Below are 12,918 nucleotides of genomic sequence, written 5' to 3'. Positions count from 1 at the left end.
CCTAAATTATTTTAATTATTTATTATTTTTTAAAATTAATTTCTTTTATAACCTTACATGGGTTCCCAGTAGCAAATACTCCTGAAGGTATGTCTTTATTAACAATACTTCCTGCTCCTATTATGGTGTTATCACCTATAGTAACTCCTCCTAGTATAGTTATATTCGAAGTTATCCAAACATTATTGCCTATAGTTACAGGTCTTAAAGTTATTTTATGAAAGTCGTCAATATTATGGGCGCTTGAAACGATCATATTTCGATGAGAAAAGGAGCAGTTATTCCCGATTTTTATTAAGCCGCACCCTGTAATAAGAGTATCGTATAAAGCTGTATTTTCACCAACTTCAATAATTGGTCTTAATAATGAAAATTCACGACTAAAACTAGATGATAAAGGGACACCGCAAATTTTATGAATAATTTTTTTAATAAATTTAAATTCTCTAATTATTGGGAATTTATTTAATTTTAGTAGGATATTTTCTATTTGCCCAAATCGAGGCCTGTCAGAAACATTTATAACTACTTTTTCTCCTTTATTTGTTTTCCTAACGTTAACTCTTTTTTTCATGAAAAAAATTTAAAATTTAAAATTGGCTAATATTAATTACTAGGTTGTTTAAGTTTTTCTTAAATCAAAATATTAAAAAAATATCTAAGGTGTTAAATTATTAAAGCGTTTAGATTTTAAATAATGGTTGGTATACGGATTTAAAACTTTTTGAATTTTAACTAGTTTTTCGTTTTGGACCTTCAATTATATATTTAGTATCGATTTTTTAATTAAACAGGTTAAATAGCTTTGTTTAAAAGCAATTTAACCTGTTTATTATTACTTGGTTGATACTAATTATTTACCAATTGATTTTACTTGAAACCCAATAGTTTCCAAATTCGATTTATCTAAAACATTACGGCCATCGAATATAAAGGCCGGTTTGCTCATTTGGTCGTAAATGCGTTGCCAATCGTAAGTTTTAAAGGCATCCCATTCGGTTAGAACCGCTATAGCGTGTGCACCTTCTACGGCTTTGTATGGATCGGTTTCTGTTTTAACATATGTCTCGTTTTCAGTTTCAGATCTTGTCTCTAAATAATTTAAATCTGATTGCATTCGTGAAGCCGTTACTTTAGGGTCGTAAACGCTAATGTTGGCTTGCTCCTCGATAAGTTGATCGGCTACGTAAATGGCAGCAGATTCTCGAGTATCATTGGTGTCTTTTTTAAAGGCCCAACCTAAGAATGCTATTTTTTTACCAGCTACAGTGTTGTATAGTGTCGATACAATATTTTTTGCAAAGCGGTTACGTTGGTGATTATTCATGATAATAACCTGCTCCCAGTAATCGGCAACTTCATTTAAACCTAAGGATTTTGAAATATAGACTAAGTTTAGAATATCTTTTTGAAAACAAGACCCTCCAAAACCTACAGAGGCTTTTAAGAATTTTGATCCGATACGAGAGTCCATTCCAATAGCTTTAGAAACTTCTTCCACATTAGCACCACTAGCTTCACAAAGTTCTGAAATGGCGTTAATAGAAGAAACACGTTGCGCTAAAAAGGCATTAGCCACTAATTTAGATAGCTCTGAAGACCATATATTAGTGGTTAGAATCTGTGCTTTGGGTACCCAAGTCGCGTAAACATTAACTAAGGATTGAATGGCTTTAAGACCATCTTCAGTTTGTTCGCCACCTATTAACACGCGATCTGGATTTTCCAAATCTGTCATAGCCGTACCTTCTGCTAAAAATTCAGGGTTCGATAAAATTTGAAACTTAACACCGTTGCCTGTATTATCTAAAATACTTTTTATAGCCTGTGCTGTTTTAACGGGTAGAGTCGATTTTTCTACAACAATTTTATCGGTTGTAGCGACTTGCGCAATTTGTCTGGCACAAAGCTCAATATATTTTAAATCTGCTGCCATACCTTTACCAACACCATAGGTTTTGGTAGGTGTGTTTACCGAAATAAAAATCATGTCGGCTTCTTGAATGGCTTTATCAACATCTGTAGAAAAAAATAGATTACGACCTCTTGCTTCTTGCACCACAACATCTAAACCGGGTTCAAAAATAGGTAATTTTGTTAAATCACTATCATTCCAGTCTGCAATACGCTGTTTATTAAGGTCGACTACAGTGACTTTAATATCTGGATTTTTTTGAGCCATAACAGCCATAGTTGGCCCACCAACATATCCAGCACCAATACAACATATTGACTTTATTTTTTTTGCAGTAGAAAGCATAGCGGTGTTATCTATTTGAGTAAACATAATATTTAATTTATAATTTAATTTTTTTATAAGATTCTTCGTTTGAAAGAAACCAATTATAGGTGTTTTGAATACCTTGGGCTAGGGGTGTGGTGGATTGCCAGCCAATAGTATTCATTTTAGAAATATCCATAAGTTTTCTTGGTGTGCCATCGGGTTTTGTATCATCCCATATAATAGCACCTTCGTGCCCAACAATACGTTGTACGGTTTCTGCTAAATTTTTAATAGTGACATCGGTACCAGTTCCTACATTGTATAAATGTTCAGGGAGCTTATTTTGAACAGCGAAAAGAACGGCTTGCGCCATATCATCGACATGTAAAAACTCTCGCATTGGAGATCCACTGCCCCATAATGTTACTGTAGCGTTATTATCAATTTTTGCTTCATGAAATTTTCTAATCATGGCAGGTAATACATGCGATGATTTTAAATCGAAATTATCAAAAGGACCATATAAATTAGTAGGCATTAAGCTTACAAAATCTTTTTGGTATTGGTCTCTTATCGCTTTACATAAACGTACACCCGAAATTTTAGCAATGGCATAACCATCGTTTGTAGGTTCTAATGGGCCCGTTAATAAATAATCTTCCTTTAAAGGTTGTGGCGCTAACTTAGGATAAATGCAAGAGCTCCCTAAAAAAATAAATTTTGAAACATTATTTTTATGAGCAGCATCGATTAAGTTATTTTGAATTTGCATGTTTTCTAGCAAGAACTCAAATTGGTATTGGCTATTCGCTAAAATACCACCCACTTTTGCAGCGGCATCTATAATAACATCTGGTTGTGCTTTTACGATGAATTCTTGTACTGCATTTTGACTACGCAAATCTAGTTCTGCACTGGTTTTGCCAATAATATTGGTGTAACCTGCGGCTTCTAATGCTCGCCATACGGCAGAGCCGACCATACCTCTATGGCCAGCTATGTATATTTTTGAATTTTTGTCCATCATCTATTCAAAATAATTTAACGTTTTATAGTTACCTTCTTGTAAATAGCAATCTTTATGCATTAAATGCAAATCGCTTTCCATCATATCTTTTACCAAATCGGCAAGTTCATATTGGCATTCCCATCCTAATTTGGTATTTGCTTTAGTAGCATCACCAATTAATAACTCAACTTCTGTTGGTCTGAAATATTTTGGATCTACGGCTAAAACTTCTTTACCAATTTCCATTTTGTATTTTTCGTTAGAACAAGATTTTACATAACCCTTTTCATTAATACCTTCGCCTTTAAATTCTAATGTTATACCAACTTCAGCAAAACTTAAACGTACAAAGTCTCTAACGGTTGTTGTTTTTCCTGTTGCAATAACCCAATCTTCAGCTTCTTCAGCTTGAAGGATCATCCACATCATGCGAACATAATCTTTAGCATGGCCCCAATCACGTTTGGCATCTAGGTTTCCTAAATAGAATTTATCTTGTAAACCTAAAGCAATTCTAGAGGTTGCTCTTGTAATTTTACGCGTTACAAACGTTTCTCCTCTAATAGGCGACTCGTGATTAAATAAAATACCATTACAAGCATACATACCGTAAGCTTCTCTATAATTTACAGTAATCCAGTAAGCGTACATTTTTGCAACAGCATACGGAGAACGTGGGTAAAAAGGTGTTGTTTCAGATTGTGGTACTTCTTGAACTTTACCGTATAACTCTGATGTAGAGGCTTGGTAGATTCTAGTTTTCTTTTCTAAACCTAGTAATCTAACAGCATCAAGAATTCTAAGTGTACCAATACCATCTGCATTTGCTGTGTATTCTGGAATCTCGAATGATACATGTACGTGACTCATAGCTGCAAGATTGTAAATCTCGTCTGGCTGAATTTCTTTTATTAAACGGATTAAATTCGTACTATCCGTCATATCCCCATAGTGTAAAATGAACTTACGCTCCTCAATATGTGGGTCTTGATATAAATGATCTATTCTATCTGTATTAAATAAAGAAGAACGGCGTTTTAAACCATGTACTGTATATCCTTTTTTTAATAAAAACTCACTTAAATAGGCGCCATCTTGGCCTGTTACCCCTGTGATAAATGCTACTTTGTTTGCCATTGTTTTGTTTTTTTTTTAATTTGAAAATATATTTGAGTTTATTTGAGTCTGATACTAATGGCGGCTCTTCACAGCTCCGCCTCCTGAGTCCCATTAAGGCCCCAGTATTATTGCAAAAAAAAACTTTAAACGAAGTCTAATTTCGGTTTAAAGTAATTTTCATTTCTAAATCCAAAAGTAATAATTGGATTCTATTTTTACTTATTTCTTTTACAAGACCTTTCTGTCCCTTAAAAGGGCCTGTATTAATATCTAATTTATCTCCAGGTTGAATACTTTCTACACTAGATTCTGTGTTTCCTTTTACCAACCAATTTTGCATGACTTGAATTTCATTATCTCTAACTATAGCAGGTTTGCCTAGCCAAAAAAGATAACGCACTACATGGTTAACTTGAAATACGGCATCAAGTTTTTTATCGTCTGGTTGAACAAACACATAAGACTTTAATATGGGAACTTCTACCTTTTTCTTTCTATCGGACCATTGGTGAATTTCTGTAACTACAGGACAGTAAGCTTTAATCCCCATTTTTAACAATGCAGATTCAACTTTTTTCTCCGTTCTGGGTTTTACATATATCACTTTCCAGTCCATTTCTTAATATTGTTAAAAAACAACCTCCATAGAGATTGAAAGGGCTACATTTTTAATTTAAATCCCCTATTATTCTATTTCTTTTTTTGCTTATTAAATCATTAATATATAATAATAGCAATGTTAAAAATAGGTGAACTACCGTAAACAACAAAAATACTAACGAAACTAATTTAAATTTTTTCATAATAAATTGGATTTAATTAATAAATATGACCTTAAGGGAGGATATAAATATTTTAAATAGATTGTATCATACCTCGATTACTGGTTTGTTTTTAATCTATCATTAAACTTCATTTACGCTAAAAAGGAAAGTAATATCTACCTTTTAAAGTGGATATAAAAACACAGATTAGCATTAAAAATTTCAATTATCTAATAATTATAAGTTAAACTTCCTAAATAAGGGTTTAAAAAGCCATTTGTACTTTTAATCATTAAACGAATACGTCGCTATTAATCAGTATTGTTTTAAGTTTACAAACATAGAAATTGTTTTAATAAAATAGGTAAGGGATTTTTGTAATTCGCTAAAAACACTATTAAAATCGGTTAAAAGCTATTTATTTGCGTTTAAAAGATAAAACATTACGTTTTGTCGATTGTATTTAGGATATTTTGGGTTTTTGGAGAAATAATAATCTGATTGAAATAGGTTTAAAATTCTGAGAAAAAACGTATTATTTCTTTAAGGAATTATGAAATTCAAAGAAAAATAAAAAAATACTGCTAAACTCGTAATTCTAATTAGAAAGGCTCTTTTTTTATAAGAATTAATATTTTTTTTATAATAAATTTTTAGGGAGCTATATTCTAGAATTTCAGCTTTATTTTATCAATAAAACGCTCAAAACAAATAAAATAGGAATTATTTGAAGTCTCTTTTTGTGGTTGTTATGGTTTTTTAAAATTGAATTAGGTTTCATGACATTATTACTAATACAAACCTAACAATTAACTAAACGCAGTTTTTTTTCTTTTGAATTTAGGATGAGACGAAATCATGTTTTTATTATTAGAAAACTGAGACGGATAAATAAAGGAACGCGTAATTTTGTTTTCTAACTATTTACTGCAAATAAACAATATCTTTCTATAGTTACTTTTACTGGCGGATACACGCGGGAGCGATAGCAGTGGCATCCTTTTTGCGAATTCTTAAATAGTATTGATTTTACTAAACTTTGTTTAAGGCGAGGTGTTCCTAAAAAAAGCTTAAGATTACTTCGCAAAAAGATATAACGGATAGCGCGGTTTTTATTCTTCTTAAAAACCCGCCCAAAAAAATATTTAAAAGATTAATTTATAATTCTAGCTATTTTAGATGATTTAGCTCGGTTTCTGGCACGACCTCGTAAGGTGTTTTGTTGTATTCGAAAATGCGGGCTGGTAACTCGCCTTTTAAAACGATAGATTTCCCTGAAACTGCTAGCCAGCTCCCTTCGCGCAAGCCAACTACGGGGTTTGTATTGAAATTATGGAATTCTTTTATACGGGTTTCGCGCGTTTCGCCCATGTGTTTGCTATCTGGCAAAGGGTCTAAATAATGCGGGTTTATGTTGAATGGCACCAAAGCCAAAGCATTGAAACTTGGCGGATATATTATAGGCATATCGTTGGTGTTTTTTATAGTGAGCCCACAAATATTACTACCTGCACTGGTTCCTAAATACGGTGTTCCGGCTTTAATGACGGTGCGTAAAGTTGCGATGAGGTTGTTTTTATACAATTGATTGGTGAGTACAAAGGTATTGCCACCTCCAACAAAAATAGCTTCGGCTTGGTTTACGGCTTCAACGGGATTATTGTAGGTATGGATTCCGGTTACGGTTTTATTAATTTTAGCAAATGCGGTTTGTACAAGTTCTGTATACCCATCATGACTTATGCCGCCTGGCCTTGCGTATGGAATAAATAGTATGCTGTTTGCATCTTTAAAAAAATGGCTTAAATAATCTAGCAGATATTCTAAATAGCCAGATCCGTGTACGGTAGATGTGCTAGCAATTGTTATTTGTTGCATGTGGTTTGGTTTAGTGAGTAAAACTAAATAATTTTATGTTTTTAGCGTATATTTTTTTGGTTTTACTTGAAAAATCGTTGTTTATAATGTACTTTTAATAAAAATAGAATATGAAAAATAAATTGCTTTTTTTGGTTTTTTTAATAAGTTCATTAGCTTTTTCGCAAGATTTTCAGCGTTTTAATGTTTCTGGAAAAATTATTGTTGAAAGTAGCGATCTTGGTGGTATTACGGTTTTTAATGCATCGGCTAATACGGGTACAATTACCGACGATCATGGAGAATTTACACTTGCCGTGCGGCTTAATGATGTTATTGAGGTAAGCGCTTTACAGTTTCAGAATATTAAATTTAATGTGAATGAAGCTATTGTAGGTTCTAAGAGTATGAAGTTGTTTTTGATAGTGGAAATTAATAAGCTCGATGAAATTATATTATTGCCACAAAAACTATCTGGTAATTTGGCTAAAGATATGGAGGTAAGCAAACCGTTTGAACCTAAATTGGATGCGCTTTATTATGGTATAAAACATAAAGATGAATTTGAGTTTGCTAGTGATTATAGTACTAAAACAGTTAATGATGCTCTTGGTAGGGAACATATGCCAATGGTAAATGGGTTGAATGTTGTAAATGTAGTAGACCAGTTATTACTGCCTTTATTTAGATCTAAGATTAAAAATAAGAAAGAAAAAGGGATTCCAGAAGTACCTATTGAGGCTGTTAAATATTACTTTGGTTCGGAGTTTTTAGTCGATAATTTTAATATACCCGAACATCGCGTTGAAGAGTTTATAAATTATGTACAACGTAATAATTTTGATTTCAGTTTACTTAATGAAGGTAAAGAAATGGCTTTTTTAGAGTTACTAAACGCAAAGAGTGTTGCCTTTTTAAATGCCGAAGCAAAGGAATAGGGCTATTAGGTTTAACAAAAGTTTAGTTACTTTTTGTAATTTCTTTAAGAAACTAAAACCGTTATTCGTGCTTTAAATTTAAAGTGTGAAACGAAAACTACTTATTTTATTTTTTTTAGCGACTCTTGGTGTCTCTGGTCAAACCATTGAATTATTGGGTAAAGTATCGAGTTTAAGTGATGTGGAGAACATACATGTTATTAATAGTACGGCTCAAGCTTTTACTATTACCGATAAAAATGGCGAATTTAAAATTCCTATAAGACTTCATGATACTATTGTGTTTTCTTCTATTCAGTATAAATTGAAGGAGGTTATTGTAACACACCGAATGCTTGTTAATAAAGCTGTTTTGGTGAAGTTAGATGAGCAAATTAATGAGCTCGACGAGATTTTTATTGGTAAAATACTAACGGGCGATTTATTTTCTGATATTAAGAACACGAAAGGCGATAGACCTCTAAATTTTTTCGATGTGGGCATTCCTGGATACACCGGAAGAATTGCAACACAAAGCGAACGGCAATTAAGTGAGGCTTCTAGTTTTAACCCAAGTTTAGGTGGCTCTGGCTACGGACTTGGCGCTTCAGTTGGATTTACGCCCATAATAAACGCTATCACAGGCCGAACAAAAATGCTTAGAAATAGAGTGAAGTTAGATGAGAAACAGTCGCTCATCCTTAGTATTAAAGGGCGTTTGGGTAAAGACTTTTTTGCATCGAACCCATTGGATGAAGATTTTAGGATGGATTTTTTATATTTCTGCTCCGATGATGCTAATTTTTTTAAATTCTGTAAAAATCAAACAGATTTTAGAATACTTATTTTTTTAAGAATGAAGTATAAACAATACGTTGCGAACAGAGAAGAGTGATTTTAAGCTATAGGTATTATATCAAAAAAAAATGGAATCTGGGTCGAGAAATAAACGACTTATGTTTTTGGAATACTTTTTGAATCTTATAAATAATTACTTTAGCAAAAAATATATAGATTAATGAATCGTTTTAAAATAGTTTTACTTCTCTCGGTATTTAGTTTTTTTTCATTTACAGGTATGCACAAATACTACATTAGTGTAACGCAAATTGAGTTTGTTAAAGAAAAACAGTCCGTTCAAATTATTTCTCGTGTTTTTATTGATGATTTAGAAAAAGCATTACGCCATAATTATGATGAAAATATCACTTTAGATGAAAATAAGGAGGCCGATTCGATAAATGGTTACATGGAAGAATACGTTAATAATAATTTAGTGATTTCTATAAATAAGGAGCCCGCTCAACTTCAATTTGTTGGTAAAGAATATGATGGAGATATTGTGCGTTTTTATCTTGAAATAATTGATGTTGAAGAGGTTAAAGATTTTGATGTTTCTAATAAAATGCTTTTTGATGTTTGTACCGATCAGCAAAATATTGTGAAAACTAAAATAAATGCAAAGCAAAAAAGTATTATACTCACAAAAAAAAATGACTCTGCACTGTTAAATTTTAATTAATTTACTGTTAATTTACTTCTAGATTTATTATTTTCGACCGTTTTTAGTTACTAAAAGTTAACTCTTTATAGCTGAAACTCGAAAATTTGTTAAATTTATTTACAGCTAAAATGAGAATCCTAAAGTATTGTTTCCTATCAATCATTTTTATTTCTTCTAGTCTTTTTGCCCAAGAATCTTCAAAATCTAAACCACAAGGTCATACCGATCAAAACAAGTTTAGGCAAATGAAGGATGTATTGGCAACTCCAAATGAAACTAGAACAGCCTCTGGTGCGCCAGGCTACAAGTACACCCAGCAACAAGTTGATTATGTAATGGATATTCGTTTAGACGAAAACACCAGTCAGATTTTTGGTGACGAAAAAATAACGTATCACAACAATTCAACAGACCATTTACAATATTTATGGATCCAACTCGATCAAAACATGCGAGCTCAAGATTCAAAAACACCAGATGTAAAAAAAGAAAGTTTTAAAGCTCCTTTTAATGGAGCCAAATCTTTTACCAAAGCAAACTTAAAGAAAAACTTTGATGGTGGGTTTAATATACAATATGTAAAGAATGAGAACGGATCTGATTTATCTTATACGATAAATCAAACCATGATGCGTATCAATCTTGCAAAACCATTAGCGCCAGGCGAGGAGTTTAAATTTCAAATTAAATGGTGGTATAATGTAAATAATCACGTTAAAGATGGCGGCCGTTCTGGTTACGAAGCATTTCCTGATGGAAACAATACATATGTTATTGCTCAGTTTTTCCCAAGATTATGTGTTTATAATAATGTTGAAGGTTGGCAAAACATGCAATTTTGGGGCAGAAGTGAATTTGCTTTAGAATTTGGAAATTACGATGTAAAGCTTACTGTTCCTGCAGATCATAAAATGGAAGCAACCGGCGAATTACAAAACCCGAAAGATGTTTTAACTAAAGAACAAATTAATCGTTTTGAGCAGGCTAAGAAATCGTTTAAAGATCCTGTGTTTATTGTAACGCAAGCCGAAGCTGAACAAGCAGAAAAACAACGTAGTACAGAATTAAAGACTTGGCATTTTAAAGCAGATAGAGTTAGAGATTTTGCTTTTGCAACCTCTAGAAAATTTCTTTGGGATGCTATGGCTGTAGATATTAATGGGCGTTCTGTAATGGCTATTTCTTTATATTCTAAAGAAGGAAACCCATTATGGGAAGAGCTTTCAACTCGTGTTGTGGCTAATACTTTAGAGGAATATTCTAAATTAACTTTCGATTATCCTTATAACAAAGCGGTTTCTGTACATGCAGAAATGGGAATGGAATACCCAATGATTTGTTTTAATTATGGGCGTCCAAATCCTGACGGAACGTATTCTGAAAGATTGAAGCGCGGAATGATTGGTGTTATTACACACGAAGTTGGGCATAATTTTTTCCCAATGATTGTAAATAGTGATGAGCGCCAATGGACTTGGATGGATGAGGGGTTAAACTCGTTTGTAGAAACATTAGCCGAACTTGATTTCGATCCAAATTATATTACTGGAAACTTACCAGAAGATCTAGTGCCTTACATGGGAGGCGATCAAAGTAATATTTCTCCAATTATGTCGCAAGGTGATTATGTACATCAATTTGGTCCAAATGCTTATGCAAAACCAGCAGCAGGACTTTATATGTTACGTCAAACCATTATGGGACCCGAATTATTCGATTATGCATTTAGAACCTATTCGCAACGTTGGATGTTTAAGCACCCAACTCCGGCAGATTTCTTTAGATCTATGGAAGATGCCTCTGCAATGGACTTAGATTGGTTTTGGAGAGGTTGGTTTTATACTACAGATTATACAGATATAGGTGTTAAAAATGTCAAGCAATTTTATTTAACAGATAAGCCTACGGAAAAGGCTAAAGAGAATGCTAAGCGTTATAACATGAATCTTAATGATTATAAAGGTAAATTAATTTATTATGCTGAAGCTGAAAATGGTGTTATACCAAAAGATGCTAAAAGTGCACAAGATTTCCCAGAACTTAATGCTTATTTAGGATCTTTATCTTCCGAAGAAAAAGCACAGTTAAAAGAAGCACCAAAATATTTTTACGAAGTTACTTTTGAAAAGCCAGGTGGGTTGGTAATGCCTATTATTTTAGAAATGACTTATGAAGATGGTACTAAAGAAAGAAAAACATATCCAGCAGAAATATGGAGATACAATGAATTTGAAGTCTCTAAAGTATTTAAAACTGAAAAAGCAATAACTAGTTTTGTTATTGATCCAGATTTAGAAACTGCGGATGTTGATACATCTAACAATTCTTGGCCTAAAAAGGCTGATAACGATGCGTTTAGTAAGTTTAAACAAAAAGTAAAGGGCTGATTGATAGCAATGAAATTCTTTACTATAGCCGACTTGAAAAAGTCGGCTTTTTTTATACTTTAAATTTTGCGTTAAACAAATTAAAAATTCTTTAATCTAATAAAACAAGTTACTATATTTGTAACGTGATACAACTAGCAACATTTTTATTTATAAGCGGAGCAGAAATAGGTTTCATTCTATTTATAGTAGTGATGGTTTTTGGTGCCGATAAAATACCCGAAATAGCCCGAGGCTTAGGGAAAGGTATGCGTACTCTAAAAGATGCAACCAATGATATTAAACACGAAATAACTAAAACTGCTGAAAAGAGTGGTATTGATACTAGTGTAACCGGTGATATTAAAAAGCAACTCGATCAAGTTAAAGACGATATCGAAGATTTTGCTGGTTCTGTTAAACGAAAATTATAAGGTTACTTTGTCTTTTTTCGTAAATCGGTTTTAATAAATAAACCGAGTTGTAATCTGTTAAAATTCGATTTGTTTATTTCATGATTTAAATAACCCAGTTGGATATTATTTGTTTTTGAAATATTAAACCCTAACGCCGCATAAAATCTATTTTCTGTAAATACTTCATCTTTAAGATTAGCAAAAACTTCATTTTTTACATTTAGAAATAGCGTCTTGTTTAAATTAATTTTAGTGCCTAAGCGGTATCTTAGCCTGTGTAATGTAGTGTGGGTATGTTTATAGTTTAGAAAACGATGTTCTAATCTTAGTCTATGAAATAGAGGGATTTTAAAAGTGTCTTGCTTGTAGCTAAGTTGTTCGTAAGGTCTGTTTTCATATAAATGACTTTCACCCGAAATAGCGTAGCTTCTATCAATATCTACATAGCAATATGATATGGTTAACGTTGTTTTTTTGTTTAAATGATAATTAGCTCCTAAGTAATAAAATAAGAGGTTCATATTATCGAATACTTCGAATGTACGAAACTCAGTTCCGGTTTTAATACTCCATTTGTCAGCAACTCTATGTGTAGCATCAAACATATACCAAGCTCCTAATTTATCTTCTGGCGATGATTGAGAATAGCTGTTAGAGATGAAAAGAATAAGCACTAATGTAGTTAATAAGTACTTCATGATTTGTTATTTTAGGTAGGTAATACGGTTAGGGATATTGGGTA

12 protein-coding genes are annotated in these 12,918 nt (G+C 32.5%); 5 read left to right on the top strand and 7 right to left on the bottom strand.

Annotated features, from left to right (window positions below):
- Positions 1-22 precede the first annotated feature (22 nt).
- The 6 genes from M4I23_RS15660 to pepE form a co-directional block, all read right to left on the bottom strand.
- Positions 23-574, bottom strand: a complete 552-nt coding sequence (locus M4I23_RS15660; protein WP_249755036.1) for a hypothetical protein — start codon at positions 572-574, stop codon at positions 23-25.
- Positions 575-853: 279 nt separating this feature from the next.
- Positions 854-2,287, bottom strand: coding sequence for a UDP-glucose 6-dehydrogenase (locus M4I23_RS15655; RefSeq protein WP_249755035.1), 1,434 nt, complete (start codon positions 2,285-2,287; stop codon positions 854-856).
- A gap of 10 nt (positions 2,288-2,297) precedes the next feature.
- Complete coding sequence (locus tag M4I23_RS15650) at positions 2,298-3,248, bottom strand: GDP-L-fucose synthase (RefSeq protein ID WP_158851719.1); 951 nt, start codon at positions 3,246-3,248, stop codon at positions 2,298-2,300.
- Positions 3,249-3,251: 3 nt separating this feature from the next.
- The gene (gmd, locus tag M4I23_RS15645; protein ID WP_158847921.1) at positions 3,252-4,370 is read right to left on the bottom strand and encodes a GDP-mannose 4,6-dehydratase; all 1,119 of its coding nucleotides are present in this window, start codon (positions 4,368-4,370) and stop codon (positions 3,252-3,254) included.
- 136 nt (positions 4,371-4,506) lie between these two features.
- Positions 4,507-4,968, bottom strand: a complete 462-nt coding sequence (locus tag M4I23_RS15640) for a UpxY family transcription antiterminator (protein ID WP_249755034.1) — start codon at positions 4,966-4,968, stop codon at positions 4,507-4,509.
- Positions 4,969-6,286: 1,318 nt separating this feature from the next.
- Positions 6,287-6,994 (bottom strand): dipeptidase PepE, encoded by a 708-nt coding sequence (gene pepE, locus M4I23_RS15635; RefSeq protein ID WP_249755033.1) that lies wholly within the window; start codon positions 6,992-6,994, stop codon positions 6,287-6,289.
- 110 nt (positions 6,995-7,104) lie between these two features.
- On the opposite strand from pepE, the gene M4I23_RS15630 reads away from it, so the two are divergent.
- The 5 genes from M4I23_RS15630 to M4I23_RS15610 all read left to right on the top strand — a co-directional run bounded on the left by M4I23_RS15630 (position 7,105) and on the right by M4I23_RS15610 (position 12,194).
- Entirely contained in the window at positions 7,105-7,911 is an 807-nt protein-coding gene (locus M4I23_RS15630) for a carboxypeptidase-like regulatory domain-containing protein (RefSeq protein ID WP_249755032.1), read from the top strand.
- 85 nt (positions 7,912-7,996) lie between these two features.
- On the top strand, positions 7,997-8,785 hold the full coding sequence (locus M4I23_RS15625) for a carboxypeptidase-like regulatory domain-containing protein (protein ID WP_249755031.1): 789 nt from the start codon (positions 7,997-7,999) through the stop codon (positions 8,783-8,785).
- 123 nt (positions 8,786-8,908) lie between these two features.
- Entirely contained in the window at positions 8,909-9,412 is a 504-nt protein-coding gene (locus M4I23_RS15620) for a DUF6702 family protein (RefSeq protein WP_249755030.1), read from the top strand.
- Positions 9,413-9,522: 110 nt separating this feature from the next.
- A complete protein-coding gene (locus M4I23_RS15615; RefSeq protein ID WP_249755029.1) occupies positions 9,523-11,781 on the top strand; it encodes a M1 family metallopeptidase in 2,259 nt (752 codons plus the stop codon).
- 125 nt (positions 11,782-11,906) lie between these two features.
- The gene (locus M4I23_RS15610; protein ID WP_158847935.1) at positions 11,907-12,194 is read left to right on the top strand and encodes a twin-arginine translocase TatA/TatE family subunit; all 288 of its coding nucleotides are present in this window, start codon (positions 11,907-11,909) and stop codon (positions 12,192-12,194) included.
- Positions 12,195-12,196: 2 nt separating this feature from the next.
- Here M4I23_RS15610 and M4I23_RS15605 read toward each other — a convergent pair whose 3' ends face one another.
- Positions 12,197-12,874 (bottom strand): DUF2490 domain-containing protein, encoded by a 678-nt coding sequence (locus M4I23_RS15605; RefSeq protein ID WP_249755028.1) that lies wholly within the window; start codon positions 12,872-12,874, stop codon positions 12,197-12,199.
- Positions 12,875-12,918: the final 44 nt, after the last annotated feature.

It is taken from the genome of Algibacter sp. L4_22 (genome assembly GCF_023473045.1).
Classification (GTDB): domain Bacteria; phylum Bacteroidota; class Bacteroidia; order Flavobacteriales; family Flavobacteriaceae; genus Algibacter.
This window is presented reverse-complemented; position numbering and strand designations above follow the sequence as displayed.